The organism is Streptomyces sp. NPDC101225 (genome assembly GCF_044767585.1).
GTDB lineage: Bacteria > Actinomycetota > Actinomycetes > Streptomycetales > Streptomycetaceae > Streptomyces.
Genome location: NZ_JBIWOE010000023.1, coordinates 105374 through 131198 on the forward strand (window position 1 = coordinate 105374; position 25825 = coordinate 131198).

27 protein-coding genes are annotated in these 25825 nt (G+C 72.8%); 15 read left to right on the plus strand and 12 right to left on the minus strand.

All coding sequences use genetic code 11. The features are described 5' to 3' along the window. Positions 1–51: 51 nt before the first annotated feature. Positions 52–1410, minus strand: a complete 1359-nt coding sequence (locus ACIRPX_RS28395) for an FAD-dependent oxidoreductase (protein ID WP_404200332.1) — start codon at positions 1408–1410, stop codon at positions 52–54. A gap of 190 nt (positions 1411–1600) precedes the next feature. On the opposite strand from ACIRPX_RS28395, the gene ACIRPX_RS28400 reads away from it, so the two are divergent. Beyond that, on the plus strand, positions 1601–2080 hold the full coding sequence (locus ACIRPX_RS28400) for a DUF6214 family protein (protein ID WP_404200335.1): 480 nt from the start codon (positions 1601–1603) through the stop codon (positions 2078–2080). A 10-nt stretch (positions 2081–2090) separates the two neighbouring features. Here ACIRPX_RS28400 and ACIRPX_RS28405 read toward each other — a convergent pair whose 3' ends face one another. After that, positions 2091–2813, minus strand: coding sequence for a TetR/AcrR family transcriptional regulator (locus ACIRPX_RS28405; protein WP_404200338.1), 723 nt, complete (start codon positions 2811–2813; stop codon positions 2091–2093). A gap of 255 nt (positions 2814–3068) precedes the next feature. On the opposite strand from ACIRPX_RS28405, the gene ACIRPX_RS28410 reads away from it, so the two are divergent. Beyond that, complete coding sequence (locus ACIRPX_RS28410; RefSeq protein WP_404200341.1) at positions 3069–3317, plus strand: DUF2630 family protein; 249 nt, start codon at positions 3069–3071, stop codon at positions 3315–3317. Between the two features lie 125 nt (positions 3318–3442). Here ACIRPX_RS28410 and ACIRPX_RS28415 read toward each other — a convergent pair whose 3' ends face one another. The 4 genes from ACIRPX_RS28415 to ACIRPX_RS28430 all read right to left on the minus strand — a co-directional run bounded on the left by ACIRPX_RS28415 (position 3443) and on the right by ACIRPX_RS28430 (position 6723). Then, positions 3443–4132 (minus strand): HAD family hydrolase, encoded by a 690-nt coding sequence (locus tag ACIRPX_RS28415; protein ID WP_404200460.1) that lies wholly within the window; start codon positions 4130–4132, stop codon positions 3443–3445. Between the two features lie 64 nt (positions 4133–4196). Continuing rightward, the gene (locus tag ACIRPX_RS28420) at positions 4197–4868 is read right to left on the minus strand and encodes a phosphatase PAP2 family protein (protein WP_404200344.1); all 672 of its coding nucleotides are present in this window, start codon (positions 4866–4868) and stop codon (positions 4197–4199) included. A 215-nt stretch (positions 4869–5083) separates the two neighbouring features. Next, the gene (locus tag ACIRPX_RS28425) at positions 5084–6019 is read right to left on the minus strand and encodes a M56 family metallopeptidase (protein WP_404200347.1); all 936 of its coding nucleotides are present in this window, start codon (positions 6017–6019) and stop codon (positions 5084–5086) included. Between the two features lie 161 nt (positions 6020–6180). Continuing rightward, positions 6181–6723 carry a DUF5134 domain-containing protein gene (locus ACIRPX_RS28430; protein WP_404200350.1) on the minus strand — a complete coding sequence of 181 codons (543 nt, stop codon included), beginning with the start codon at positions 6721–6723 and terminating at the stop codon, positions 6181–6183. A gap of 177 nt (positions 6724–6900) precedes the next feature. On the opposite strand from ACIRPX_RS28430, the gene ACIRPX_RS28435 reads away from it, so the two are divergent. Continuing rightward, complete coding sequence (locus tag ACIRPX_RS28435; protein ID WP_404200353.1) at positions 6901–8553, plus strand: FUSC family protein; 1653 nt, start codon at positions 6901–6903, stop codon at positions 8551–8553. After that, positions 8550–9092, plus strand: a complete 543-nt coding sequence (locus ACIRPX_RS28440; RefSeq protein ID WP_404200356.1) for a MarR family winged helix-turn-helix transcriptional regulator — start codon at positions 8550–8552, stop codon at positions 9090–9092. Before ACIRPX_RS28435 ends, ACIRPX_RS28440 begins: the two co-directional genes overlap by 4 nt. Positions 9093–9167: 75 nt before the next feature. Here ACIRPX_RS28440 and ACIRPX_RS28445 read toward each other — a convergent pair whose 3' ends face one another. Further along, positions 9168–9560: a VOC family protein gene (locus ACIRPX_RS28445; RefSeq protein ID WP_404200359.1), complete on the minus strand. Its 393-nt coding sequence runs from the start codon at positions 9558–9560 to the stop codon at positions 9168–9170. 71 nt (positions 9561–9631) lie between these two features. Between ACIRPX_RS28445 and ACIRPX_RS28450 the strand changes: the two genes are divergently transcribed. Then, positions 9632–10171 (plus strand): GNAT family N-acetyltransferase, encoded by a 540-nt coding sequence (locus ACIRPX_RS28450; RefSeq protein WP_404200362.1) that lies wholly within the window; start codon positions 9632–9634, stop codon positions 10169–10171. Positions 10172–10186: 15 nt separating this feature from the next. Here the strand turns inward: ACIRPX_RS28450 and ACIRPX_RS28455 are convergent, their stop codons facing one another. Next, positions 10187–10870, minus strand: a complete 684-nt coding sequence (locus tag ACIRPX_RS28455; RefSeq protein ID WP_404200365.1) for a glycerophosphodiester phosphodiesterase — start codon at positions 10868–10870, stop codon at positions 10187–10189. Between the two features lie 384 nt (positions 10871–11254). Here ACIRPX_RS28455 and ACIRPX_RS28460 point away from each other — a divergent pair, with 384 nt between their 5' ends. From ACIRPX_RS28460 to ACIRPX_RS28475, 4 genes are all read left to right on the plus strand, one after another. Then, entirely contained in the window at positions 11255–12652 is a 1398-nt protein-coding gene (locus tag ACIRPX_RS28460; protein ID WP_404200368.1) for a DUF6421 family protein, read from the plus strand. Positions 12653–12693: 41 nt separating this feature from the next. After that, on the plus strand, positions 12694–13443 hold the full coding sequence (locus ACIRPX_RS28465; protein ID WP_404200463.1) for an SDR family NAD(P)-dependent oxidoreductase: 750 nt from the start codon (positions 12694–12696) through the stop codon (positions 13441–13443). After that, positions 13440–14513: a threonine aldolase family protein gene (locus tag ACIRPX_RS28470; protein WP_404200371.1), complete on the plus strand. Its 1074-nt coding sequence runs from the start codon at positions 13440–13442 to the stop codon at positions 14511–14513. Before ACIRPX_RS28465 ends, ACIRPX_RS28470 begins: the two co-directional genes overlap by 4 nt. Before the next feature lie 78 nt (positions 14514–14591). Then, entirely contained in the window at positions 14592–15179 is a 588-nt protein-coding gene (locus ACIRPX_RS28475) for a transglutaminase domain-containing protein (RefSeq protein WP_404200374.1), read from the plus strand. Positions 15180–15183: 4 nt separating this feature from the next. Here the strand turns inward: ACIRPX_RS28475 and ACIRPX_RS28480 are convergent, their stop codons facing one another. Next, positions 15184–15912 carry a lysophospholipid acyltransferase family protein gene (locus ACIRPX_RS28480; RefSeq protein WP_404200377.1) on the minus strand — a complete coding sequence of 243 codons (729 nt, stop codon included), beginning with the start codon at positions 15910–15912 and terminating at the stop codon, positions 15184–15186. A gap of 256 nt (positions 15913–16168) precedes the next feature. On the opposite strand from ACIRPX_RS28480, the gene ACIRPX_RS28485 reads away from it, so the two are divergent. From ACIRPX_RS28485 to ACIRPX_RS28500, 4 genes are all read left to right on the plus strand, one after another. After that, positions 16169–16660: a TlpA family protein disulfide reductase gene (locus ACIRPX_RS28485; protein WP_404200380.1), complete on the plus strand. Its 492-nt coding sequence runs from the start codon at positions 16169–16171 to the stop codon at positions 16658–16660. A 187-nt stretch (positions 16661–16847) separates the two neighbouring features. Beyond that, positions 16848–17363 (plus strand): flavin reductase family protein, encoded by a 516-nt coding sequence (locus ACIRPX_RS28490; RefSeq protein WP_404200383.1) that lies wholly within the window; start codon positions 16848–16850, stop codon positions 17361–17363. Positions 17364–17582: 219 nt separating this feature from the next. After that, positions 17583–18371, plus strand: a complete 789-nt coding sequence (locus ACIRPX_RS28495) for an electron transfer flavoprotein subunit beta/FixA family protein (RefSeq protein WP_404200386.1) — start codon at positions 17583–17585, stop codon at positions 18369–18371. A 64-nt stretch (positions 18372–18435) separates the two neighbouring features. After that, positions 18436–19398, plus strand: coding sequence for an electron transfer flavoprotein subunit alpha/FixB family protein (locus tag ACIRPX_RS28500; RefSeq protein WP_404200389.1), 963 nt, complete (start codon positions 18436–18438; stop codon positions 19396–19398). Positions 19399–19470: 72 nt separating this feature from the next. Here ACIRPX_RS28500 and ACIRPX_RS28505 read toward each other — a convergent pair whose 3' ends face one another. Further along, positions 19471–20418: an endonuclease/exonuclease/phosphatase family protein gene (locus tag ACIRPX_RS28505; protein ID WP_404200392.1), complete on the minus strand. Its 948-nt coding sequence runs from the start codon at positions 20416–20418 to the stop codon at positions 19471–19473. Between the two features lie 211 nt (positions 20419–20629). Here ACIRPX_RS28505 and ACIRPX_RS28510 point away from each other — a divergent pair, with 211 nt between their 5' ends. Together ACIRPX_RS28510 and ACIRPX_RS28515 are read left to right on the plus strand one after the other, a co-directional pair. Then, entirely contained in the window at positions 20630–21934 is a 1305-nt protein-coding gene (locus ACIRPX_RS28510) for a DUF6986 family protein (protein ID WP_404200395.1), read from the plus strand. A 148-nt stretch (positions 21935–22082) separates the two neighbouring features. After that, positions 22083–24002, plus strand: coding sequence for a protein kinase (locus tag ACIRPX_RS28515; RefSeq protein WP_404200466.1), 1920 nt, complete (start codon positions 22083–22085; stop codon positions 24000–24002). On the opposite strand, the gene ACIRPX_RS28520 is transcribed toward ACIRPX_RS28515, so the two are convergent. Together ACIRPX_RS28520 and ACIRPX_RS28525 are read right to left on the minus strand one after the other, a co-directional pair. Then, positions 23948–24751 carry a hypothetical protein gene (locus tag ACIRPX_RS28520; RefSeq protein ID WP_404200398.1) on the minus strand — a complete coding sequence of 268 codons (804 nt, stop codon included), beginning with the start codon at positions 24749–24751 and terminating at the stop codon, positions 23948–23950. The two genes, ACIRPX_RS28515 and ACIRPX_RS28520, sit on opposite strands and share 55 nt — an antisense overlap. A 7-nt stretch (positions 24752–24758) precedes the next feature. Then, positions 24759–25808: a LacI family DNA-binding transcriptional regulator gene (locus ACIRPX_RS28525; protein WP_404200401.1), complete on the minus strand. Its 1050-nt coding sequence runs from the start codon at positions 25806–25808 to the stop codon at positions 24759–24761. Positions 25809–25825 lie beyond the last annotated feature (17 nt).

Genomic DNA, 25825 nt, shown 5'->3' on the forward strand with positions numbered 1-25825 from the left:
CCGGACTGTTGCCGGTGTGTGTCCTGCCCGGCCGCCGGTCCCCGACTCCCCCTACGGCGCGGGCGGCGCGCCCACCGCCCGCGCCGCAGCCAGCAGCGACTCCCAGTCCGCCAGCTTGACGACGCCCCGGCCCAGCGAGGCCCCGAGGGCCGCCTCGGCCCGCTCGATCGCCTGCCATCCGGACCACTCGACCGGCTCGGTCCCCGCCGCGCGCAGCGCCGCGACCGGGTCCTGCGGCGGTCGCCCGCGCACGAGCGCGGAGGCGTCGTCCAGCAGTGACAGCACCGTCTCCTTGGCGCACGGGCGGTTGGTGCCGATCACGCCCGTCGGGCCGCGCTTGATCCAGCCGGCCACGTACTCGCCCGGCGCGACGGCGCCCGCCCGCACGACCCGTCCGGCGCGATGCGGCACGGTGCCGCTCGACGCGTCGAACGGCAGCCCCTCCAGCGGCAGTCCGCGATACCCCACCGACCGCAGCACCAACTGCGCCGCCACGTCCTCGTATTGCCCCGTGCCCCGCACACCGCCCCGCCCGTCGGGCTCCGTCCGCTCGAAGCGCACCGCCGCCACACGGCCGCCGTCGGCGAGCAGTTCGACCGGGCGCAGGAAGAAGCGCAGCCGGATGCGGCGCGGGGCGTCCTCGGGCGGCACCCGGGCCCAGCCGCGCAGCACCTCCACGTTGCGGCGCCGGGCCGCCGGGAGCGCGCAGGGGTCGGCGCACCCGGGATCGAGCGCCAACTCAGCGGGATCCACGAGGAGTCCGGCGCCCGGGAGGCCGCCCAGTTCGCGCAGCTCCTTGGTGGTGAAGCGGGCCTGGGACGGACCGCGCCGGCCCACCATGTGGATGTCGCCCACCCGGCTCGCGGCCAGCGCGCGAAGTGCCGCCTGCGGCATGTCGGTCGGGCTCAGTTCCGCCGGGCCCCGCGCCAGTATCCGGGTGACGTCCACCGCGACGTTGCCCACGCCGATCACCACGGCCGACCGGACGTCGCGCAGGAAACCGTCGTCGTCGGCGGCGTCCGGATGGGCGCTGTACCAGGACACGAACCGCGTCGCCGACCAACTGCCCGGCAGATCCTCGCCGGGGATGCCGAGAGGGCGGTCGGTGGCGGCGCCCACGCAGTACACGACCGCGTGGTACAGCTCCCTCAACCTCGCCGCGGGCAGGCCGCCGGGGCCCACCCGCACCGCGCCGAGGAAGCGCACCCGCTCGTGCTCCAGGACCATACGCAGGTTGTTCTGCAGTGACTTGATCTTCTCGTGGTCGGGCGCGACGCCGTAGCGCACCAGGCCGAAGGGGCACGGCAGCCGGTCGATGACGTCCACGCGCACGTCGGAATCGAGCTGGACGAGATTCTGCGCGGTGTAGACCCCGCTCGGCCCGGAGCCGACGACGGCGACACGCAACACGGCGGAACTCCTTACGAGAGGAGATCGCGGACGGCCCCAGCATCGCACCGCCGCTGCTCCGCTGACAGGGTGCTGACAGGGTGTGAACGTGCGTGTCCGTTCTTGCGGTATGTGATCGGGTGGTTACGTTCCGCCTGTGCGAGAAGCATCCTTTCTTAATCTTTCTGATCGTTGTCCGACGGATGGCACGGTGTCCGTATGGCCCGCGTGGGAAGTGCGGGAGGACGAGCGCGCCACGACGTGGTTCACCGTCCGGCTGGGCTTCGGCGACGGCGCCCGCATCGACGTGCTCGCCGTGGTCGGCGGCGGGTCGGTCTCCCTGGAGGAGGTCCGGGCCCAGCCGCCGCTGTCCCTGGACGACCTCGCGGAACTGGCCGACTGGATCGAGGAACCCCTCTTCCGGGCCTGCGCCCCCGCGCCCGAGCCGGCGGCGGGGCGCCTCGCCGCCGTGGGCTCCCGGCGGGCCCGGCCGCTGTGGCCCCGCGGCATCGAGGGCCGGCGCCGCGTCGCCCAGGAGTACCGCACCGCGCAGCAGCAGGGCACCGATCCCGTGCTCGCGGTGATGTGCGCGACCGGTCACAGCCGCCGCAAGACGCTCCGGCTGATCTCGCAGGCGCGCGACTCAGGCTTCCTGACGCCCCGTCATGCCCGCCGCAGAGCCGCCTCGTAGCGCCGGACGCCTACAACTGGCCCGACTGCTCCGGGGAGTTGGCCCGGCCCTCGCGGCCGGGCCGTTCCTGCGGGCCCTCGCCGGTCGCGAAGAACCGCGACAGGTCCGAGTCACCGGCCGCGCCGGCCACCGCCGCGCCGCTGCCCGGCGGTGTGCCCATCTCCCAGTCGAGCCGGTAGCGCTTGAACAGCTCCGCCCGCAGGGTGGTGAACGACATCGGGACGTTCGGCAGCACCATCGCGTAGACGGCGCCCATCAGCAGGGACCGCATCATCGGGTAGTCCACGTCGACGTCCCGTGAGCCGTGCCGGGCGACCACGTCCCGCAGCAGTTCGGCCAGGCGCTGCTGCTCCGGGCACTGCACGAAGCCCTCCGCCTGCAGCAGTCCGGCCATGTGCTGGCGCATCAGCACGGGCCGGTCCCGGCCCAGCCCCAGGATCGCGTCGATGGCCCGCGCCATCCGCTCCCGGCCGTCCTCGCTGCGCGGCTCCCGCTCCAGCGCCTCCTCCAGCGTGCGGTGCATCAGCCGGTGCACCGCGGACTGCACCAGCTGGCGTTTTCCCGGGAAGTAGTACGACACCAGGCCGCGTGCCGAGCCGGCCCTGTCGGCGATGTCGGCGAGCGTCGTCGCCTCGTAGCCGTGCTCGCCGACCAGTTCGACGGCCGCCTGCAGAAGCCGTTCCCGGGAACGCCGTCGCAACTCTTCATTGACCGAGGCGCTGCGCGGGGACATGCTTAACTCCTGCGTTGACTGGCTGCCAGCCAACTATACTCAGCAGCGTCCACGATCGATGCTCCGTAGGGGCTGGTCAGGGCTGCCGTCCGTCTGGGGCGACGCGGGGGATCGTCTCAGGCGGGCGGTCATATCGCCCAGATGGTGTCCTGAGGCTACTTCCCGGATCGTACCCGCACCCCGGCACTCCCGTCGCACAACGGCCCGCCCGTCCCTAAAGTGGGCACGACTGCCGAGCGGAGGAGGCCTGCGGAGATGGAACAGGACCAGCGGATCCTGGCCAGGATCACGGAGATGGTCGAGAACGAGCGCGAGCTCCGTACGTCCCTCTCGGCCGGCGAGATCGACAGCACGACGGAACGGCAGCGGCTCACAGAGCTGGAGCGCGAGCTCGACCAGTGCTGGGACCTGCTGCGCCAGCGGCGCGCCAAGACCGAGTACGGGGAGAACCCGGACGAGGCGGCGGTGCGTCCGTCGTCGCAGGTGGAGGGCTACCTGGAGTGAGAGGGCCGCGGCGGTGACCGGCCGGGCCCGAGCCCCGTCCGGCCACCGCCGCGTCCGGTCATGCGGCCCTACCTTCTTGAGTGCGTCCCGTCACGCGGCGTGCGGTCCGGCCCGTCCGGTCCCGCTCAGTCCACCAGGTCCAGCACGGCCCGCAGCGCGTCCGGCCGTTCGGCCGTGGGCAGGTGGTCCACCAGGTGCACCCGGCAGCCCAGGGCCGTGGCGCCGCCGTCCGCGCGCCGGTCGTCGCCGACCATCAGGACGTCCTTCGGCTCGGCCTCGAGCGCCTCGCAGGCCACCGCGAACAGCCGCGGGTCGGGCTTCTGGACGCCGTACTCGTAGGACAGGACGTACGTGTCCACGAACCGGTCCAGGTGGTGCTCGCGGAAGACGGGGCGCAGGTCCCAGCCGATGTTGCTGACCACGCCGATGCCGATGCCGCGCTCGCACAGCCCGTACAGCACCTCGGCGGCGTCGGGGTAGGGCGCCCACGCCGCCGGCGTCATGTGGCGGTCGTACAGCGTGTCGTGCAACGACGGGTCGGGCAGCGGTACTTGGCGGGACAGGCCGGTGTACGCGGCCCGGTGCAGCTCGGCGCTCCGGTCCCGGACCGACCACATCTCGGCGAAGCCGTCGGGGAGGTGTGCCGGCGGAGCACCGCCGGGCAGCGCGCCCGCCACCTGGAGCGCCTTGGCCGCCTGGTCCAACTCGGCCTCGGGGAGCGCGATCCCGGCCTGGTCGAGCGCGGCGCGCAGCCAGGCGTCGGTGGACTCGACGCGGAAGAGGGTGCCCGAGAAGTCGAACAGCACAGCCGTCATCATGTGCGGATCCTACGGGTGCGTTCCGCTGCGCTGAAAGATCGCCTGCCCGCAGGGGCCGGGCTCACGGCCGCCCGCGCCGGTGGACCGCCACCGCCAGCGCCGCGACCGTCGCGCCCAGGAGCCAGCCGCCCAGCACGTCGGACGTCCAGTGCACCCCCAGCCACACGCGCGTGAAACCCACCCCTGCCACGGACACGAGCGCCACCGCCGTCGCCGTACGCCACAGGGCGCGGCCGGGGCCGGAGCGGTGCAGGAGCCAGAGCAGCAGGCCGCAGACGAGCGTGGCCGTCATCGCGTGGCCCGAGGGGAAGGAGGCGTAGTGGGCCGAGTCGACGGGGTCGCGCCAGACCGGGCGCGGGCGGTCGACCGCCGCCTTGAGACCTTGCTGCAGCACGGCGCCCAGGACGACGGTGGCTGCCAGCCAGAGTGCCGTCCACCACGCCGAGCGGCGCCACGCCAGCCACACCACGGCGACCGCGCTCACCAGGCGCATCGTCAGCGGGTCCCAGACCCAGTCGGTCAGGACGCGCACCACGTGGGTGAGACCGGCTTCGCGGACGGCCCAGCGGTGCGTGGTGCGGGAGATGCCGCCGTCGACGCCGATCAGTGGATGCCAGCGGACCGCGACCAGGACGAGCAGCAGCGCGGAGCACACGGCGAGAACGGCTGCGGCACGGACGGCGGCGCGAGCGGCGGGCGAGCGGGCGGGGGAGCCGACGGGCGCACGGTGCATAAAGTGCTCCTCGCCGCCCGGCGAGGCGCGAAACCAGCACCTGGGACGATCGGGGTGCGGGGTGCGGGGTGCGGGGTGCGGGGTCGGAGGCCGGGCGAACTATGGCGGCGGGGTGTGAGGTCTTCGTCCGGGCGGACCGCGCGAGCGGGGTGTGCGGCCTGCGCCCCTGCGGACGAGGAGAGCAAGGTGTGACGTGGGCGCCCGGCGGACCGTGCCTATCCCAGCGCCCGCAGTCCCGGGACGAACGCCACCAGCACCGGTACCACGGGTACCAGCGCGGCGGTCGCCGTCAGTCCCAGGCGCCGGGACGCCGGCAGCCGGTCGGGCGCGCTGAGCAGCCGGCGCACCCGCTGCGGAACGTGCGCCTGCGGGGCCGGCGAGGGGCCGAACACGCCCCGGTCCTCGTTCAGTTCGACGAGCGCGAGCGCGGTGGTGAGGCGGCCGTGGCGGCGGGAGGCCATGTCGTCGGCGGCGAGCTCGACCAGGCGGTGCATCTCGGCGCGGAACGCCGCGAACACCGGCACCTGCGGGAACCCGCCCGCCAGCGCGTCCGAGCAGTGCAGCAGCCAGTCGTGCCGGGCCTGCGCGTGCCCCTGCTCGTGGGCGAGGACGGCGTCCAGCTGCCGGCCCTTCAGCCGGCGCAGCGCGGCTGTGGTGACGACGAGCCGGGGTGCGGCACCGGGCAGCCACCAGGCGTCGGGCCGCTCGCCCTCCAGCACGACCAGCCGGCCGCCCGCGGGTTCCTCACCGGGCAACAGCGGGGCGCGCAGCCGCAGTTCGTCCCGGTGCCGGCGGCGGTGGGCGCGCGCCCGCAGGACCTCCCGTACCAGCATGGTGCCGCTCCACAGGCCGGCGGAGGCGAGAATCACCGCGGTCGCCGCGGCCCAGGGGCCGGTGGCGCCGAGCGCGTAGGCGTCCACGACCCCGTGCGGCGCCCCGGCGAACAGATGGCCGCGTACCGCCTGCCAGGCGGCCGCGGCGCTGAGGGTCATCGACAGCGCACAGCACAGCAGGACGGCCGCCACCACGCACTGCCACACCCACAGTGCGACCACCGGTTCACGGTCCTGCCAGTCCGCCCGGGTGAGCAGCCGGGGGGCCACGACGGCGGTCAGCGCGCCGAGCAGCAGCAGAGCCGCGGGGACCATCATGGCGCTCACCCTAGGAGCGGACGCGGGTCCGGCATACGGTCTGTCGCGCAAAGTGACGCAATCAACGGTTGCCTGACCGGAAATCCCGCCCGGATCCGGGACCAGGACCCCGGCCCCGGGTGAGAACCGGGTCCCGGCTTCGACCGGGAACGGGTCCCCGCTCAGAGCGTGATCAGCATCGCCACCATCGCGATCCCCATCGCCAGCCGGCACGCGTTCGCCAGTTCCGGCCGGTCGCCCCACCCGACGGCCCCGCCGCCCGCCGCCACCGGTACGAGCCGTGCTCCCGCCAGCAGCACGTATCCGGTGAAGTAGAGCAGGAGGGCGCCGGTCAGCAGGGGGATCCCGGACGTCGTGCCGTGCCCGGCGTGGTGGCCCGGGGACGCGGCCATCACGACCGACATGTAGACCATGGCCGAGGCGCCCACCAGGTGGTGCAGGTGGTGCGGGCTCGACCGCGCCGACCACAGGGCGCGCAGCGCGGCGGCGCCGAAGACGGCCGCGTAGAGGGGCCAGGTCCAGGCCGGCGGGCTGAACACCGCCGCCGGCACGGCCATCGCGGCCATGCCGAAGCCCATCACCGCCTCGCCGCCCGCGGACCGGCGCTGCTCCTCGACCGTGCTGCGCATCCGCAGGAGGCAGTAGGCCCCGGTCGCCGCACACAGCGCGACCAGCAGCCAGCCGGGCGAAGCCGGTCCGTGCACGCGCACCTCCCCGCTCGACGACGTCGACAGTCAGTCGCTTCCCCCATCATGCGGCGCGCACGCGAGCGCAAGGGTGTACGCGGGGAGCATTCCCGGGAGCACGGCAGGTGAGCGGCGGACAGAGCTCCGGCCCCGACATGTCGTTTACAAGTAAAACACCTGCTAAGGTTATGTCGTATGACGCCAGTGCCCCCCGCCCCCGCCCCGCGCACCCGACGCCTCCCGCTCGCCGGTGTCCTGCGCCTCGGCCGGCCCGCGGACATCTGGTTCAAGCCCGCGCTGAGCGTGGTCGCCTCGGTCGCCCCGCCCAACCTGCTCCTGCTGGCCCTCGGCCGCCTCGACCTGGCGCTGTACACCATGGCCGGGTCGCTGTGCGCGCTGTACGCCCACAACCGCCCCTACGCCGCCCGGGCCCGCGTCCTGGCCCGGGTGGTGCTCGGCATGGTCGGCGGCCTCGCCGTCTCCCTGGCCGTCGCCTCGCTCACCTCCTCCGCCGTCGTCCTCGTCACGGTCGGTGCGCTGCTGGCCGCGCTGCAGAAGGCGCTGTGCGACGCGACCCGCCTCGGCCCGCCCGGCAACGTGGTGCTCACCTTCGTCACCTCCGCCTCCCTCTTCGCGCCGCAGACGCTCGGCCAGGTCCCCGGCCACCTCGCGCTGGCCGGCGCGGCGGGCGCGTGGTCCTGGCTCGTCGGCATGGCCCCCGGGCTGCTGCGTCCGCACGGACCCGAGCGCCGGGCCACCGCGGGGGCCCTGAAGGCCGCGGCCGGGCACGCCGCCACGCGCGGCGCCGCGGACGGCCACGCCCGCGCCGCGGCGGCCGCCGCGGTACAGGCCGCCTGGCAGTCGCTCCTGGCCGCCCGGGACACCCGCACCCGGCGCGGCCTGGAACGCCTCGTCGTCCGCGCCGAGGTCGCCCTCGCCGCCCCCGCGGACACCGATCCGGAACAACTGCGCACCTGGGCAGGCGAGTTGACCGGAACCGGTCCGGTCCCGCAGGTCCACGACCCGGCGGCGTCCGGTGAGATCCTCGGTGTGGAGGCCGAACTCGCCGCCCCGGCCCGCCCGTTGCGGGCGCGACTCGGCCCGCTCGCCCCCATCGCCGTCCGCACCGCCCTGGGCTGCGCCCTCGCCGGATACGCCTCCCTCGCCCTCGGTGTCGGCCGCCCCTACTGGGCGCTGGTCACCGCGGCCTCGCTCTACCAGGCCAACCTCGCCCTCACCTGGACCCGCAGCGTCCAGCGCGTCGTCGGCAACCTCCTCGGCGTCCTCCTCTTCGCCGCCGTCGTCCCGCTCGCCCACCTCGGCCCCGCGGCGCTCGTCCTGTGCTGCCTCGCCTTCAACTTCGGCGCCGAGGCGCTGATCGGCCGCAACTACTGGCTCGGCTCCGTCTGCGTGACCCCGATGGCCCTGCTCATCACCGAGTTCACCGGATTCCAGGAGCCCGGGGTGCTGATCACCGAGCGGGTCGTGGACACCGCCGTCGGCGCCCTGGTGGGCTTCCTCGCCGCCGTCGCCGTCACCAACCGCCGCTCCGGCGACCGCGTCGAGCACGCCCTGACCGCCACCGCACGCGCCCGCGAACACGCCGCCCGTCTCCTGGCCGAGTCCGCCCCCGCGCCCGCCGCCGTGGAGTCCGCCCGCCGCGCGCTCGCCTCCGCCCTGGCCGAACTGCGCGCCACCGCCGACGCCGCCTCCGGCGAATGGTGGCAGCGCGCCCTGCCCCAGGAGCGGGTCGTGCGCGCCGAGCAGGCCGGACACCGTACGCTCGCGGCTACGGTGCGGCACCAGGGGCTGCACCTCAGCGAGAGAGCGGAGGGCGTACGGCCATGACGGCACCGAACGGACGGCAGGCGGGGGCGGGCAGAGGCGACGACACCGTCTCCGCGGTCGTGCGGCAGTGGCAGGCCGTCCACCCCGATCTCGACACCGGCCCCATGGAGATCATCGGCCGCATCAACCGCTGCGCCGCCCTCCTCCAGCAGGCCGAGGACGCGCCGCTGCGCCGTGCCGGTCTCAGCCGTCCCGAGTTCGACCTGCTGGGCGCGCTGCGCCGCACCGGCCACGAGCTGACCCCCGGCGACCTGGCCCGCGAGACCTTCTCCTCGGGTGCCGCCGTCACCAAGCGGCTCAAGCAGCTGACCGAGCGCGGTCTGGTGGAGCGCCGCGGCGACACGCGCGACCGCCGCGTGGCGCACGTCCGCCTCACCGACACCGGCCGTGACCTCGTCGACGGCATCCTCCCCGAGCAACTGTCCTACGAGACCGCCGTACTGGCCGTCCTCGACCCGCGGGGGCAAGGTGAACTGGCCGGACTGCTCGGCGAGTTGCTGGGCCGCCTCGAAGGGCACCTCGGCGCGCTGCGCGCCTGAACGCCCGCCGTGGATCGACCGGCCGCCGGGCGCCGGTTTCCGGGAGCCGGCCCGTACCGACCGCCGCCGGCGGCGTCAGATGCCGGGCCGGTAGCGGATCGGGTGGTCCGCCGGCACCTCGACGAGGACGATCCGCGTGCCGTCCGGGTCCGCGATCCACATCTCGACCAGGCCCCAGGGCTCCTTCACCGGCGGCCGCACGATCTCGACCCCCTTGGCGAGCAGTTCCTCGTGCGCCGCGGCGGCGTCCGCGACCTGCAGCCACAGCCCCACGCCCGGGGAGGACCCCGCCTGCGACCGCCCGGAGACCTCCAGGAAGCCCCCGCCCAGGAAGTACACGGTGCCGCGCTCGGGTCCCGTGCCGAACTCGCGGTGGACGGCCAGCCCCAGCTGCTCGCCGTAGAACCGCCGGGAGCGTTCGGGATCAGTGGGCCGGACAAGAGTGCGGCTGCTCAGAACATGCACCATGCGTCCTGAGCCTACTGTCGGCGTTACGCTCGTGCGTGCCCGCGCCGCGTGAGAGATCGGAGAGCCGCACCATGGACACCGCCGCCACCGGACTGACGTTCCGTGACGCCGTCGACGCCGACGTGGACGCCCTGGTCGCACTGATCGAGTCGGCCTACCGCGGGGACTCGAGCCGGACCGGCTGGACCACCGAGGCGGACATCCTGGAGGGCCGGCGCACCGACACGGAGGGCGTGCTCGCCGTCATCAAGGCCCCCGACAGCCGGCTGCTGACGGTCGAGCGCGGCGGCGCCGTGATCGCCTGCTGCCAGCTCGAACACCGCGGTGCGTACGCCTACTTCGGGATGTTCGCCGTCAGCCCGCAGCTGCAGGGCGCCGGCCTCGGCAAGGTGATCATCGCGGAGGCGGAGCGGGCGGCGCGCGAGACGTGGGGCGTGCGCGAGATGCACATGACCGTGATCTCCGTGCGCGAGGACCTGATCGCCTGGTACGAGCGGCGCGGCTACCGCCGTACGGGAAGGATGACGCCGTTCCCGTACGGCGACGAGCGCTTCGGCGTCCCGCAGCGCGCCGATCTGCAGTTCGAGCTGCTGGTCAAGGAGCTGGCGTGAGCCCCGGGCGGCCGGTCACGCGGTGAAGCGTCCGGTGCGTTTGATCTCCGGGTAGTCGGTGGTGGCGCCGTCCAGCTGCAGGGCCCGTACGAGACGGAGGTGGTCCTGGGTGTTCACCACCCAGCCGAGGACCTTCAGGTCCGCCTTGCGGGCCATCTCGACGATCTCCAGCGTCAGCCGGCGGATGTTGAGGCAGACGGTCGCGGCGCCGCACTCCACGGCGCGCTCCACGATGTCGGTGCCGTAGTGGCTGCCGATCAGCGCGGTCCGCACCCCGGGCACCAGCCGGGCGGTCTCGGCGACCGCCTCGTCGTGGAACGAGGACACCTCCACCCGGGAGACCAGGTCGCGCCGGAGCATGACCTCGGCGAGCGCCCTGGCCGCCTGCACGTCCTTGATCTCGGCCTGGAGCGGCGAGGTGACCGCCTCCAGGACCTCCTCGAAGACCGGCACGCGCTCCCCGCGGCCCGCGTCCAGGGCACGCAGCTCGGCGAGGGTCTTCTCGGCGATCGGGCCGGTGCCGTCGGTCGTTCGGTCCACGTCGGTGTCGTGCATGACGACGAGGGCGCCGTCCTTGCTCAGATGCAGATCGAGTTCGATCACGTCGAGCCCGGCGTGCTGGGCGGCGACGAAGGAACGGAGGGTGTTCTCGGGCTCGACACCCATGACTCCGCGGTGACCGATGGTAAGGAAGTTCAAGGTTCAACTCGCTTCCGTCGACGGCGGCTCGGCGTGCGCGCGGACCGGAGCGGACGGCCACACGGGCAGAGCCGCAGCCTAACGGCCCCGTCTCGCGATGAACCCGCTCGTACACAGGGGATTGGCGTGGCGTTCGGGGCGAATCCGGCCCGTGCCGCCGGGTGCCGTCACCCTGACGTGGGCGAGTCCTGGTGACATTGACCTCAGGTTCCTACCCGTGGGGCGGGTACGTATACCCGGAACGACGGTCTTCACCGCATCAGACAGAAAAAACTTCGGTGACCATGCGGTTGCACAGGATAATCTCCCGAGGCTCCTCTTGCTGGAAGGAAGCTCGTATGTATACGGTCTCGATACGCGAGCTTCTCCCGTGGAGGATGGGACATGACGGAAATTCTTGTGCAGGCGGCTATGGGGGAGCAGGTTTCTCCCGCGACCAGGGTGGTCGAGCACCCGGCGTGGCCGGTGCTCAAGGATGCCGTGGAGCTGATCCGGCCATGGCAGTCCAAGGACGGGTCGATCGATTTCGAGGCCGAGGGCGCCCCCGGGCGCGCGGACGCCGAGGCCGCCGTCGGGCGTGTCGTCGAGGCCCTGCGTGAGCTCTCCCCGCTGCTCCCGCACGACAGCGACTACCACGAGGCCCTGGCCAAGGACCTGGACCGGTGGGCCGAGGGCGGCTTCGGGATCCCCGACTTCCTCGACTCCCTGCTCGCCTTCCAGCCCGCCGCGCACCGCGCGGACGGCCTGCAGCACCTGGTCGTCTTCCCGATGTACACGCAGAACGGCAACCCCGACCGCAACCTCGAGGCGGTCGTGCTGCGCATGGTGTGGCCCGAGTGGCTGGCCGAACTGGAGCGCACCCGCTACGACAACCCGCTGTTCTGCGGGATCACGTTCGAGGACTTCACGGCCGGCTACGACACCAACTCCGCCGTGCTCTTCCCCGAGACCATCGCCGTGCGCGAGGCGCCGGAACGATTCTCCTGGGGTGGCATCTTCTGCGACCGCGAGGCCGCCCGCTTCCGCCGGGTCACCGACGCCGCCGTCGACATCCTGGGCGTCGACCTGCCCGAGGACGTCGCGGCGATGGTGCACGACCAGAAGCGCTGCGAGGAGGCCTTCGTCCTGTGGGACATGGTCCACGACCGCACCCACAGCCATGGCGACCTGCCCTTCGACCCGTTCATGATCAAGCAGCGGCAGCCGTTCTGGATGTACGGCCTGGAGGAGCTGCGCTGCGACCTCACCGCCTTCAAGGAGGCCGTGAAGCTGGAGGCCGACGGCGTCCCGCAGGCGCGTGACGTGCAGTACGCGGTGCTCTTCGACCGCATGTTCCGCTTCCCGGTCACCGGCGAGCGCGTGCGCAACTACGACGGCCTGGGCGGCCAGCTGCTCTTCGCCTACCTGCACAAGCACGACGTCGTGCGCTGGACCGACAACAAGCTGTTCATCGACTGGCAGCGCGCCCCGCAGGTCACCAACCAGCTGTGCGCCGACATCGAGCAGCTCTACCGCGACGGCATCGACCGCCCGAAACTCGTGCACTGGTTCGCCGGCTACGAGCTGGTCTCCGCCTACCTGGCCCCGCACCCCGGATCGCGCTGGGCCAAGGGTCCCGACGCCCTGGATCTGACCTTGCCGCCGCGAAAGCTCGTCGATGACGTGCTTCCTGACGAGTTTCCGTTGAGCATGTTCTATGAAGCCCTCTCCAAGAAGCTGAAGAACGTGATTGCCTCCACGAAGGGCATCACCGCGGAGAGCGCGGAGCGGGTCGCCGCGTGAGCGACCGCACCACCGAGAACGTGGCTCAGGAGGCGAAGACCATGGCGGGGAACGGAGCTCTCAGCGGTGCGGTGATCGCGGTCGCGGGCGGAGGCGGGCCCGCCGGGCGCGCGGCACTGCTCAGGCTGGCCGAGTCGGGGGCGACCGTGGTCGCCGCCGACAACGATCCGGTACGGCTCGCGGAGGCCGTGGACGCGGCCCGGTACGCCTCGGGCGGCGCCACCGTCACCGGGGAGCCGGTGGACCTGCTGGACCTGGAGGCCACCAAGGAATGGGCCCAGCACATCGAGAAGGAGTTCGGCCGCGTCGACGGCCTGGTCCACCTCGTCGGCGGCTGGCGCGGCAGTGAGACCTTCATCAAGACCAGCCTCGACGACTGGGACTTCCTGGAGCTGCTGCTCATCCGCACGGTGCAGAACACCTCCCTCGCCTTCTCCGAGGCGCTGCAGCACAGCGACCGCGGCCGGTACGTGCTGATCAGCGCCGCGGGCGCGAGCAGGCCCACCGCGGGCAACGCCGCGTACGCCGCCGCCAAGGCCGCGGCCGAGGCGTGGACGCTGGCCCTGGCCGACTTCTTCCGCAAGGCGGGAGGCGCCGAAGGGCCGACGTCGGCGGCTGCGATCCTGGTCGTGAAGGCGTTGGTGCACGACGCGATGCGCGCGGACCGCCCCAACGCGAAGTTCGCGGGCTTCACGGACGTCAAGGACCTGGCCGAGGCCATCGTCGACGTCTGGAGCAGGCCCGCCGCCGATGTGAACGGAAAGCGTCTGTGGCTGACCGAGAAGCCGTGAACCCCCCGAAGACCGACGCGCGTCGCCATCACGATCCGCAGGTCCGCGGTTTCGCCAGTGACAACTACGCCGGGGCCCACCCGGAGGTGCTCGCCGCGCTGGCCCTGGCCAACGGCGGGCACCAGGTCGCGTACGGCGAGGACGACTACACCGAGAACCTCCAGAAGCTGGTCCGCAGCCACTTCGGCCCCACGGCGGAGGCCTTCCCGGTGTTCAACGGCACCGGCGCGAACGTCGTCGCGCTCCAGGCGGTCACCGACCGCTGGGGAGCCGTGATCTGCGCCGAGAGCGCGCACATCAACGTCGACGAGGGCGGGGCGCCGGAGCGCATGGGCGGCCTGAAACTGCTCACCGTGCCCACCCCCGACGGAAAGCTCACCCCGGAGCTGATCGACCGGCAGGCGTACGGCTGGGACGACGAGCACCGCGCCATGCCGCAGGCCGTCTCGATCACCCAGAGCACGGAGCTCGGCACGCTCTACACGCCCGACGAGATCCGGGCGATCTGCGACCACGCCCACGCGCACGGCATGAAGGTGCACCTGGACGGCTCCCGCATCGCCAACGCGGCCGCGTCGCTGGACGTCCCGATGCGGACGTTCACCAACGCGGCCGGCGTCGACATCCTCTCCCTGGGCGGGACGAAGAACGGCGCGATCTTCGGCGAGGCGGTCGTCGTCATCGACCAGGACGCCGTCAGCCACATGAAGCACCTGCGCAAGCTGTCGATGCAGCTCGCCTCCAAGATGCGCTTCGTGTCGGTGCAGCTGGAGGCGCTGCTCGCCAAGGACCTCTGGCTGCGCAACGCCCGCCACGCCAACGAGATGGCCCAGCGGCTGGCCGAGGGCGCGCGCGCCGTGCACGGCGTCGAGATCCTCCACCCGGTGCAGGCCAACGGCGTCTTCGCCAAGCTCCCGCACGAGGTGAGCGAGCGTCTGCAGAAGCGGTTCCGCTTCTACTTCTGGGACGAGGCGGCCGGCGTCGTGCGCTGGATGTGCGCCTTCGACACGACCGAGGACGACGTGGACGCGTTCGTCGCCGCGCTCAAGGAGGAGATGGCGCGGCACTAGCACCTCAGTCTGCATAGGTATGCGATTGCTCGAAAATTCATTGACCTTCGCGTGATCGCATTCCTATGCTCTGCGGGCATGGAGCTGATCCAGCACGATCCTGACCTGTCCGCCTACCTGGCTGCCGACGAGGTCATCGACCACGACCACCCGCTGGTGCGGAAGACGGCCGCGGAGCTGGCCAGAATTGCGGCGGACTCGTATGCCTATGCACGCCTGGCGTTCGAGTTCGTACGCGACACCATCCCGCACTCGCAGGATTCCGGTGATCCGCGCGTCACCTGGCGTGCCTCCGACGTCCTGGAGCGGCGCACCGGCATCTGCTACGCCAAGGCGCACGCGCTCGCGGCCCTGCTGCGCGCCGAGGACATCCCGACGGCCCTGTGCTACCAGAAGTTCGACGTGCTGCACGGCCTGGTCGCCGTGCGCTTCCACGGCACCTGGCACCGCCAGGACCCGCGGGGCAACAAACCGGGCGTGGACGCCCGGTTCTCCCTGGACGGCGAGCGGCTGGCCTTCACCCCCGACCCGGACGCCGGCGAGGTGGACCACCCGGTCCTGTACGCGGCACCCGACCCGTCCGTCCTGGCGGCGCTGCGATCGGCCCGCGACCGCGAGCACCTCTGGCGGACGCTGCCGCGCGCGCTCCGGGGTGGTCCGGCGTGAGGGCTCAGCCGGCCTCCGCAGCCTTCACCTGCTCGGGAGTCGGCGCCGTGCCGCCGAGGTGCGCGGGCATCCACCAGGTGTCGTCCGGTCCCTTGGGACGCACGGGATAGGCGCGCTGCGCGGCCTCCAGGAGCTCCTGGACGCGCTCGCGCAGCCGCCGGGTGATGGCGCCGGCGTACTGGTCCTGCGGCGCCTCCACCGGCGCGCCGACCCGGATGGTGATCGGGGTGTGGCTGCGCTTGAAGTTGCGCGGGTGGCCCTTGGTCCACAGCCGCTGCGTGCCCCACAGTGCCATCGGGATGAGCGGGACGCCGGCCTCCTGGGCCATGCGCGCGGCACCCGACTTGAAGCTCTTCAGGGTGAAGGACTGGGAGATCGTGGCCTCGGGGAAGACACCGACGATCTCGCCGGCGCGCAGCGACTGCAGCGCATGCTGGTAGGCCGTCTCGCCCTGCTTGCGGTCCACCGGGATGTGCTTCATGCCGCGCATCAGCGGGCCGGAGATCCGGTGCCGGAAGACGGACTCCTTGGCCATGAAGCGGACCAGGCGCTTCTGCGGCAGGGCCGCGAGCCCGTCGAAGATGAAGTCCAGGTAGCTGATGTGGTTGCTCACCAGCACGGCGCCACCCGAACGCGGGACGTTCTCCGACCCCCTGCAGTCGATCTTGAGGTCCCAGGCCTTGAACATCGTCTTGGCGAGGCCGATGACGGGACGGTAGACAAGCTCAGCCATGGATGGGTCGGACCCCTTCTCTCTGCCTGGGAAGGGTTCTCCCGGCGCGGAAGTTACGCAGCCGTAGGTTTACGGCATTGCGCAGATCGTGCCCCAAGTAACGAGTGGGTGGCCAGTCCTGGTGCCGGAGAGTGGCGAGATACTCGTCACGTAGTGAGCTGCCGTACCACCAGGTGCATCCCGTACCCGGGGCCGTGGCGGAAACCGGGTCGAGGAAGGTGCTCCGGGCGCGCCGGGAATCCTCGGCGTCTCCCGGATGCTGGTGCGGGTGGTGACCGTACGTGCGGCGCGTACGGTGGCGCTCGTCGCGGCGGGCGCCGACGGAGTGCTTCACCGGCGGCGAAGCGGGAGGGTACGCGTGCGTGGGCGTGACGACGGGAAGCGGCTCGGCACGGCCGAGCCGGGCGGGGAGCTCGATGAGCTGGGCGGAGAGCTCGGTGCGCTGGGCGGGGAGCTCGGTGAGCGGGCCACGCTGGTGCAGTTCTCCAGCGCCTTCTGTGCCCCCTGCCGGGCCACGCGGCGCGTCCTGGAGGAGGTGGCCGGCCTGGTCCGGGGCGTGACCCACGTCGAGATCGATGCCGAGGCCCACCTGGACCTCGTGCGCGCACTGGGCATCCTCAGGACCCCGACCGTGCTGGTCCTCGACGCCCGGGGCCGGGTGGTCCGGCGGGCCACCGGTCAGCCGCGCAAGGCCGACGTCATCGCCGCACTGGGGGAGGCGGTGGGGCGGTCCGCGGCCGCGGGGTGAGGCATCTCCCAGATGCCGGAACGTACTTGACTGTGTGCACCACGTATCGTCAGCCTGACCCTATGCCTACGGAACTCCTTCGCCACGGGCGGGCTCCCATCGATCCGGCGCGTACCGCGAGTGCCTGCTGTCCGGGCCGTTGAGCGGCCACGGACCGGTTCGCCCCTCTCCCCAGAAGGACAACTCCATGTCGGTCACACCCGGCCTCGGCACCAGAACCCCTCAGCTCGCCTCGCCCGACCTGCTGCGCTCCGTCTTCCGGCGGCATGCCGCGGGTGTCGCCGTGATCACCGCGCCGGGCGACGCGGGGCCGGTCGGCTTCACCGCCACGTCCCTCACCTCCGTCTCCGCCGATCCCCCGCTGGTCTCCTTCGGCATCAGCACCGCCGCCTCCAGCTGGCCGGCGGTCTCCTCGGCCGGGCACATAGGCGTCCACATACTCGGCGAGCACCAGCAGGAGCTGGCCGCCACCTTCGCCCGCAGCGGCGCCGACCGCTTCGGGGCACCCACGACCTGGCGCGAGGGCCCCGAGGGCGTACCGGTGCTCGACGACGTCCTCGCCTGGCTGGTGTGCCGGGTCGTCGGCCGCGTGCCCGCGGCGGACCAGCGCATCGTGGTGGCCGAGGTGGTCCTCGGCGACCCGGCCGGTCCCGGCCGCCCGCTCCTCTACCACCAGGGCGGGTTCAACGCTCTGCGGGACTGATCACGCTCCCGCTCCGCTGCGAAGTGGTCGGATTCCGATTACGCTGCGTTGCAAAGGTCACAGTTCAAAGCGCTTGCTTAGCGGGAACGTTCTGGGTGTACTGACGAGTAATGTTTCGCTCGGAGCGCGGGCCGCCCCGATCGGGATCGGCCGCTTGAGGCGCCTATGCTGCCTGAAACTGGACAGCACCGAAATGACGATTGCAGTAGGAGAGCCGGCGTGAGCTTGAGGATCGTTGTCACTGTGAAGTACGTGCCCGACGCCACTGGCGACCGGCACTTCGCCGATGACCTGACCGTCGACCGGGACGACGTGGACGGTCTGCTCTCCGAGCTCGACGAGTACGCGGTCGAGCAGGCGCTGCAGATCTCCGAGAACTCGGACGACGACGTGGAGATCACCGTCCTGACCATCGGTCCCGAGGACGCCAAGGACGCGCTGCGCAAGGCGCTGTCGATGGGTGCGGACAAGGCCGTCCACGTCGAGGACGACGACCTGCACGGCACCGACGCGATCGGTACCTCGCTGGTGCTGGCCAAGGCGATCGAGAAGGCGGGCTACGACCTGGTCGTCTCCGGCATGGCTTCCACCGACGGCACCATGGGTGTCGTACCGGCGCTGGTCGCCGAGCGTCTGGGCGTGCCGCAGGTGACGCTGCTGTCCGAGGTCAGCGTCGAGGACGGCACCGTCAAGGGCCGCCGTGACGGTGACAGTGCCACCGAGCAGCTGGAGGCCGCGCTGCCGGCCGTCGTGTCGGTCACCGACCAGTCGGGCGAGGCGCGTTACCCGTCCTTCAAGGGCATCATGGCGGCGAAGAAGAAGCCGGTTCAGTCCTGGGACCTGTCGGACCTGGAGATCGAGGCCGAGGAGATCGGTCTCGAGGGTGCCTGGACCAAGGTCGAGGCCGCGAACCAGCGTCCGGCCCGGACCGCGGGCACGATCGTCAAGGACGAGGGCGAGGGCGGCAAGCAGCTCGCCGAGTTCCTCGCGAGCCAGAAGTTCATCTGAGCCGCGCGGCTCAACCCGCTCACCTCCCCTCAGACTTCGCACATCCGCAAGGAGTTCTCTTCCCATGGCTGAAGTTCTCGTCTACGTCGACCACGTGGACGGTGCCGTCCGCAAGCCCACCCTGGAGCTGCTGACGCTCGCCCGCCGCATCGGCGAGCCGGTCGCCGTCGCTCTGGGCAACGGCGCCGGTGACACCGCCGCCGCCCTCGCCGAGCACGGCGCCGTCAAGGTGCTCACGCACGAGGCGTCCGAGTACGCCGACTACCTGGTCGTGCCGAAGGTCGACGCCCTGCAGGCCGCCGTCGAGGCCGTCTCCCCGGCCGCCGTGCTGGTCCCGTCCTCCGCGGAGGGCAAGGAGATCGCCGCCCGGCTCGCGCTGCGCATCGGCTCCGGCATCATCACCGACGCCGTCGACCTGGAGGCCGGCGAGGAGGGCCCGGTGGCCACCCAGTCGGTGTTCGCCGCCTCCTTCACCACCAAGTCCCGTGTCTCCAAGGGCACCCCGGTCATCACGGTCAAGCCGAACTCGGCCGCCGTGGAGGCCGCCCCGGCCGCCGGTGCGGTGGAGGCCCTGGCCGTCTCCTTCTCCGAGAAGGCGACCGGCACCAAGGTGACCGCCCGCACGCCGCGTGAGTCGACCGGGCGTCCGGAGCTGACCGAGGCCGCGATCGTGGTCTCCGGTGGCCGTGGCGTCAACGGCGCGGAGAACTTCTCGGTCATCGAGGCGCTCGCCGACTCCCTCGGCGCGGCCGTCGGTGCCTCGCGTGCCGCGGTGGACGCGGGCTGGTACCCGCACACCAACCAGGTCGGCCAGACCGGCAAGTCGGTCTCCCCGCAGCTGTACATCGCGTCCGGCATCTCCGGCGCGATCCAGCACCGGGCCGGCATGCAGACCTCGAAGACCATCGTGGCCATCAACAAGGACGCCGAGGCCCCGATCTTCGAGCTGGTCGACTACGGCGTCGTCGGCGACCTCTTCGACGTCGTCCCCGCCTTGACCGAGGAGGTCAAGTCCCGCAAGGGCTGACCGCCGCACGGCTCGGCGAGGCCCCCGCGACCGCACGAACGGCCGCGGGGGCCTCGCCGCGTCCGGCCGCGCTCAGGCCAGGCCGAGCGACGCCCGCACGGGCAGATGGTCGCTGGGGAATTGGCCGTGCTCGGAGAAGGTGTCGATCGTCGCCCGGTGCGTCCTCACCCACGGCGTGGTCAGGATCCAGTCGATGCGGTCGCCGTCCGGCGTGAGCCCCTTGTAGTCGTGGAAGGTGCCGTGGGCGGCGCCGCGCCACTCCGCCGCGTCCCAGCTGTCGACGAGTCCCGAGCCCGCCAGCGTGTCGTAGACCGGGTTCCGGTGCGCGGGCACGTTGAAGTCGCCGGTCACCACCGCCGGCAGCGAGCGGTCCAGCTGCCCGATCCGCTCGGTCAGCAGCTGGGCGCTGCGCTCGCGCGCGTACTGGGAGGCATGGTCGAAGTGCGTGTTGAGGACGTAGAACTCCCGCCCGCCGTCGGCGAGATCGCGGAAGCGGACCCAGGTGACGATGCGCGGGAAGGCGGCGCCCCAGGTGTTGGAGCGGATGACCTCCGGGGTGTCGGAGAGCCAGAAGGTGTAGTGCTCGACCGGGGCCAGGCGCCGGGTGTCGTAGAAGACGGCCGTGGACTCGTCGCGACTGCCGCCCTCGCGGCCGGTGGCGATCCACTCGTAGTCCGGTCCGAGGTCGTGGCCGATGTCCCGCAGTTGCTGGTACAGGCCCTCCTGCGTGCCGATGACATGAGGGTGCGCACGGAGCAGCAGGGCGCGCATCACGGGTCTGCGGTCGCGCCAGCTGTTCGGCTCCCTGGTGCCGGCGAACCGCAGGTTGAACGTCATGACCTCGAGGCGGGGGGCCTGGCGCGCCCGCGTCGCGGCGGAGGCGAACGGGGCCGGCGAGCCCGACACCGGCGACGCGGACGAGGCGGAGAGCGCCGCGGCACTGGACAGGGGCACGGTGACCGCCGCGGCCAGCGCCGCCTTCACGCCCAGGCGGCGGGTGACTCGGTGGTGGTGGGGCACGGAGACTCCTTGGTGGCGGCGGCCGGACGGGTCCTGGGGGAGGAGAGTCGTGCGGAGAGATGTGTCATACCCGGTGACAGGGCAAGGGTGAACATGCCGGGATCGGGGGCGCCGCCCGCCGTGGACATGGTGTTGACCATCCCGAAGATGCCCGGATAACTTCATTCTACGGATTGTTGATTCCGTAGTGCGGAAAATTGGAGGGTGTGGGATGGGTCAGGGCCAGCAGGAGAAGGTGGCGACGAGCCTCGCGGGCGCCGTCAGCGAGGAGATCAGCGCCTCCCTCGCCCCGGTCGACGCCGAGTTGGAGCGCCGCTACCCCGGCGACCCCGGCACCCGCCAGCCCGTCCACACGGTGTACGTACCCGGCGACGTCTTCGCCGCCGACACCATCCGCTCCTGGGGTGACCAGGCCCTCGCGGCCCTCGACGAGCACGCCCCGGACGCCGCCTCCTTCGCCGCCGTCCTCGGCCTGGCCGACGACCTCGCCGAGCCCGTGTACGCGCGCGTGCGGGCCAAGCTGGAGCGCGAGCCCGTCGAGGACCTGCGCGTCGACTTCGAGGACGGCTACGGTCCCCGTCCCGACGCCGAGGAGGACGAGTGCGCCGCCCGGGCGGCACGGCTGATCGCGCAGGCGTACGACAACGGCACCGCGGCCCCGTACATGGGCATCCGCATGAAGTGCATGGAGGCTCCGGTGCGCGACCGGGGCATCCGCACCCTGGACATCTTCCTCACCGGCCTGATGGAGGCCGGAGGCCTGCCCGGCGGGCTGGTGCTGACCCTGCCCAAGGTGACCTATCCCGAGCAGGTCACCGCCATGGTGCGGCTCCTGGAGGAGTTCGAGAAGGCGCGCGGCGTGGAGCCCGGCCGGATCGGCTTCGAGATCCAGATCGAGACCAGCCAGGCCATCCTCGCCACCGACGGCACCGCCACCGTCGCGCGGATGATCCAGGCCGCCGAGGGCCGCGCCACCGGACTGCACTACGGCACCTTCGACTACAGCGCCTGCCTCGGTGTGTCGGCCGCCTACCAGGCCGGCGACCATCCGGCCGCCGACCACGCCAAGGCGGTCATGCAGGTCGCGGCGGCGGGAACGGGGGTCCGGGTGTCGGACGGCTCGACCAACGTGCTGCCGGTGGGACCGACCGCGAAGGTGCACGACGCCTGGCGCCTGCACTACGGCCTCACCCGCCGTGCCCTCGCCCGCGCCTACTACCAGGGCTGGGACATGCACCCCGGCCACATCCCCACCCGCTACGCGGCCGTCTTCGCCTTCTACCGCGAGGGGTTCGAGCAGGCCGCCGCCCGGCTCGCCCGGTACGCCGACCGGGCCGGCGGAGACGTCATGGACGAACCCGCCACCGCCAAGGCGCTCAGCGGCTACCTGCTGCGCGGTCTGGACTGCGGCGCCCTCGACATCGCCGAGGTCGCCCGCCGGGCCGGGCTGACCCGGGCGGACCTGGAGGGCTTCGCCTCGCCCCGGCGCGGTGACCTGACGGCCTCCGCCACGTAGCAGGGCCGTCACAGCCGTCACCGGCGGCCGGCGCCGTCACCCCGGCCCCGTAGTGTGGAGGGCACGCAGGGACGGGTGAGCGGACGGGGGCGGCGGTGTCTTCGGGGGAGACCTCCACGGGGAAGGCCAGGGCGACGGGACCGGTCGGCTGCTGGCGGGGCGCTATCGGGTCCTGGCCCAGCTCGGGCGCGGCGGCATGGGCGTCGTCTGGAGAGCCGTCGACGAGGTCCTGGGCCGCGAGGTCGCGGTCAAGGAACTGCGCACGTACACCGACGCCGACGGGCCCGAACTGGCCGATCTGCGGCTGCGGATGCAGCGCGAGGCCCGCGCGGCGGCCCGGGTGCGCCATCCCGGGGTCGTCGCGGTCCACGACGTGGCGGAGGTCGACGGCCGCCCGCTGATCGTCATGGAGCTGGTCGACGGCCCCTCCCTGGACGACGTGCTGCGCGAGCGCGGCACTCTCGGCGAGCGCGAGGCCGCCCGGATCGGCGCCCGGGTGATGGACGCGCTGGCGGCCGCCCACGGCGCCGGCGTCCTGCACCGTGACGTCAAGCCCGGCAACATCCTGCTGGAGCGCTCGGGCCGCGTCGTGCTGACCGACTTCGGCATCGCCACCATGGACGACCCGGGCGACGGCTCGGCCACCCACCTGACCCGCAGCGGCGAGATCGTCGGCTCCCTGGACTACCTGGCCCCCGAGCGGGCCCAGGGCGCCGACCCGGGACCGGCCTCCGACGTCTGGGCCCTGGGCGCCACGTTGTACGCGGCGGTGGAGGGCTCCTCGCCCTTCCGCCGTACGTCGACGTACTCGACGCTCGCCGCGATCGTGACCGAGCCGCTGCCGCAGCCCCGCCGCGCGGGCGCCCTGGGCCCGGTGCTCCAGCGGCTGCTGGACAAGCGGCCCGAGACCCGCCCCGAGGCCGAGCAGGCGAGCGAGCTGCTGCAGGCGGTCGCCGCCATGGGCGGCACGGACACACCGACGACGACCCTGCGGCCGGGTCCGGACGCGGGGCCCCGGACGGAGGGCGGCCGTCCCGCGCCGCCCCCGGGAGTCGGCCCGGCGCAGCCGGCCCGCCCCACGGGCCCCGGCGGGCCGCAGGAGGCCGCCACGCCCGCCACCGCGCCGGGCGAGCAGCCCGCCGCTCCCGTGTTCCCGGTGTTCGCGGCCCCCGGCCGGCCGGCGGCTCCCGCCGCGCCCACGGCACACGGCGAGGACGCCGGTGCGTACGCCGCGCAGTCGGCACCCGCCGGCTTCGGGCCGCCCGGGCCCATGGGCCCGTACCCCGCGTCGGCGCCCACCGGTCCCGTGCCCACCCCGCCCCGCCGCACGGGCCGCGCCCTGCTCGCCGCCGCGGCCGTCGTCACCGTCCTCGCCGCGGCCGGCACCACGGTCGCCGTGCTCAACGGCTCGGGGAGCACCGGGCACGACGCCAAGGCGGCCGGGTCCGCCACGGGCGCCGCGGCCTCCGGCGCGGCGACCGGCCGCACGGACGCCGACCGTTCCGTTGATCCCGAACCCACGCGGCACAAGGGCGGCAGGACGCCGGCCGGGTCCGGGACGCCCGGCGGCAAGGGCGGGTCCGAGCCCACCGGCCGCCCCTCCTCGTCCGCCCCGGCGCAGTCCTCCGCCGGTGGCACGACGGGCGGTTCCTCCTCGGGCGGCTCCTCGGGCGGCTCCTCGGGCGGGTCGTCGGGCGGCACGTCCGGGGGGACTTCGGGCGGTACGTCCGGGGGCGGTTCCGGCAGCGGCACCACCACCGGCGGAGGCGGGTCCACCACCCCGGCCCCGTCGTGCGCCTCCATCGGCGGCGGCAAGTACAACTGCACCGTGTGGCGCACCGCCAAGTCCTACACCGCCTCCGGCACCGAGGCCGGCGTGCTCAACGCGGGCACCAACTACTTCTTCTGCCAGCAGAACCTGGGCCGCCGCGAGACCTACGGCCAGTGGACCAACGTCTGGTGGGCGAAGACGGACGACGACAGCGGCAACAGGAACGTCTACGTCAGCGACGTCTACGTCAAGGGCGGCGACAACGACGAGCCCGTCCCGGGGCTGCCCGTGTGCTGATCGCGCACGAACCGCTCCAGACCGGACGTCGTGACCAGCTTCTCCTCGGCGAGCACCCGGGTGCCCCGCTCGCACAGCCGCGCGTCGGCGCGGGCCCGCGTGCAGAACTCCTCGGGCGTGACGCCGAACAGCTGCCGCAACCGCGGTACGGACGTGAGCAGTTCGGTGATCAGCTCCCGCTGGCCGGGATGCCCGCGCGGGAGGCCCGCCCCGTCGTGCAGGACCCCGCGCCGGTTGACGTAGCTGTACGCGCCGGGCAGCCGCGTGCCGTCCGCCAGCTCGATCCGCACCTCCGGCGACGGCAGCCAGGCCCGCCGGTAGTTGCCGTACGGCAGCGGCACGCCCTCGCTCGCGTCGATCACCGCGAGCTGCTCGGCGTCGAGCCAGGTGACGAACAACTCCCGTACGCTGCCCGGCGCGTGGACCGGTGACGCGGAGACGTATCCCAGGCGGCTGACGTGCGCGGAGACCCCGATGCCGATTCCGGTGACGCGGGTGCGCACCAGGGGGACGGGCGAGGTGATCCCGGCCTGCCGCATCTTGTGGCGCAGCTGGCCCGGACAGGCGTTGGAACCGACCGCGAGGACCGGGACACGGTCCTCGTGGGTCAGGCGGTCCAGGGGCAGCAGCAGATCGCCGTCGAGCAGACCGGACTCCGCGGGCCAGGCGCCCGGGTAGCGCAGCGGATCCGTGGCCGGCGCCTCGCCCAGGCCCAGCGCCTCCAGGGTGCGGTCCGCGTGCCCGTCCATGGGCCGCTCAGTTGACGGGCGACAGCTCGCCCGACCCGCGGGTGATCAGCCGGGTCGGCAGCTCGATGCGCTCCGGCTGCAGCTGAGAGCCGTCGAGCTGGCGGAAGAGGCGGTCGGCGGCGGTACGGCCGAGAGCCGCCGCGTCCTGTGCGACGACGGTCACGCCCGGCCGGAGCAGGTCGGCGAGCTCGATGTCGTCGAAGCCGACCAGGGCGACCGGGCGCTTGTGCTCGGCGAGGACGCGCACCACGGTGACCGTCACACGGTTGTTGCCCGCGAAGATCGCGGTGACGGGGTCGGGGCCGGCGAGCATCTCCTCGGTCGCCCGGCGCACCCGCTGCGGGTCCGTCACGCCCAGGGACATCCAGGACTCCGCCACCGCGATGCCCGCGTCCTCCATGGCCGCACGGTAGCCGCGCAGCCGCTCGGCGGCCGTATGGATGCGGGGCATGTCGCCGACGAAGCCGATCCGGCGGTGGCCGTGGGCGATGAGGTGGGCCACGCCGTCGCGGGCTCCGCCGTAGTTGTCCGACAGGACCACGTCGGCGTCGATCTTCCCCGCCGGACGGTCCACGAACACCGTGGCGACACCCGCCCTGATCTCGGGCTCCAGATACCGGTGGTCGCCGCCCGCCGGGATGATCACCAGCCCGTCCACCCGCCGCGCGCACAGCGCCAGGGCCAGCTCCTGCTCCCGGTCCGGGTCCTCCGCGCTGGAGCCGTTGATCAGCAGCGCGCCGTGCGCGCGGGCGACCTCCTCGACCGCACGGCTGAGCGGGCCGTAGAACGGGTCGGCGAGGTCCTCCAGGACCAGGCCGATGCTGGCGGTGCGGCCCTTGCGCAGGACGCGCGCGCTGTCGTTGCGCCGGAATCCCAGCGCGTCGATGGCCTCCTGGACGCGGCGCTCGGTCTCCGGCGTGACACCGGGCTCGCCGTTGACCACGCGGGAGACGGTCTTGAGCCCGACTCCGGCGCGCGCCGCCACGTCCTTCATGGTCGGACGGTTGCCGTAACGCGTTCCTGAGAGGGGGTTTGCTCGGCGTGCGGTCTCGGGCACGATGCGCTGTCCTGTCC

What these genes read in the sequence shown, in the direction of transcription:
- ACIRPX_RS28405 (WP_404200338.1), bottom strand. Translation starts at nt 2,813, where the DNA reads ATGTCCCCGCGCAGCGCCTCGGTCAATGAAGAGTTGCGACGGCGTTCC.
- ACIRPX_RS28410 (WP_404200341.1), top strand. Translation starts at nt 3,069, where the DNA reads ATGGAACAGGACCAGCGGATCCTGGCCAGGATCACGGAGATGGTCGAG.
- ACIRPX_RS28415 (WP_404200460.1), bottom strand. Translation starts at nt 4,132, where the DNA reads ATGACGGCTGTGCTGTTCGACTTCTCGGGCACCCTCTTCCGCGTCGAG.
- ACIRPX_RS28420 (WP_404200344.1), bottom strand. Translation starts at nt 4,868, where the DNA reads ATGCACCGTGCGCCCGTCGGCTCCCCCGCCCGCTCGCCCGCCGCTCGC.
- ACIRPX_RS28425 (WP_404200347.1), bottom strand. Translation starts at nt 6,019, where the DNA reads ATGATGGTCCCCGCGGCTCTGCTGCTGCTCGGCGCGCTGACCGCCGTC.
- ACIRPX_RS28435 (WP_404200353.1), top strand. Translation starts at nt 6,901, where the DNA reads ATGACGCCAGTGCCCCCCGCCCCCGCCCCGCGCACCCGACGCCTCCCG.
- ACIRPX_RS28440 (WP_404200356.1), top strand. Translation starts at nt 8,550, where the DNA reads ATGACGGCACCGAACGGACGGCAGGCGGGGGCGGGCAGAGGCGACGAC.
- ACIRPX_RS28445 (WP_404200359.1), bottom strand. Translation starts at nt 9,560, where the DNA reads ATGGTGCATGTTCTGAGCAGCCGCACTCTTGTCCGGCCCACTGATCCC.
- ACIRPX_RS28450 (WP_404200362.1), top strand. Translation starts at nt 9,632, where the DNA reads ATGGACACCGCCGCCACCGGACTGACGTTCCGTGACGCCGTCGACGCC.
- ACIRPX_RS28460 (WP_404200368.1), top strand. Translation starts at nt 11,255, where the DNA reads ATGACGGAAATTCTTGTGCAGGCGGCTATGGGGGAGCAGGTTTCTCCC.
- ACIRPX_RS28465 (WP_404200463.1), top strand. Translation starts at nt 12,694, where the DNA reads ATGGCGGGGAACGGAGCTCTCAGCGGTGCGGTGATCGCGGTCGCGGGC.
- ACIRPX_RS28475 (WP_404200374.1), top strand. Translation starts at nt 14,592, where the DNA reads ATGGAGCTGATCCAGCACGATCCTGACCTGTCCGCCTACCTGGCTGCC.
- ACIRPX_RS28480 (WP_404200377.1), bottom strand. Translation starts at nt 15,912, where the DNA reads ATGGCTGAGCTTGTCTACCGTCCCGTCATCGGCCTCGCCAAGACGATG.
- ACIRPX_RS28485 (WP_404200380.1), top strand. Translation starts at nt 16,169, where the DNA reads ATGCTGGTGCGGGTGGTGACCGTACGTGCGGCGCGTACGGTGGCGCTC.
- ACIRPX_RS28490 (WP_404200383.1), top strand. Translation starts at nt 16,848, where the DNA reads ATGTCGGTCACACCCGGCCTCGGCACCAGAACCCCTCAGCTCGCCTCG.
- ACIRPX_RS28500 (WP_404200389.1), top strand. Translation starts at nt 18,436, where the DNA reads ATGGCTGAAGTTCTCGTCTACGTCGACCACGTGGACGGTGCCGTCCGC.
- ACIRPX_RS28510 (WP_404200395.1), top strand. Translation starts at nt 20,630, where the DNA reads ATGGGTCAGGGCCAGCAGGAGAAGGTGGCGACGAGCCTCGCGGGCGCC.
- ACIRPX_RS28520 (WP_404200398.1), bottom strand. Translation starts at nt 24,751, where the DNA reads ATGGACGGGCACGCGGACCGCACCCTGGAGGCGCTGGGCCTGGGCGAG.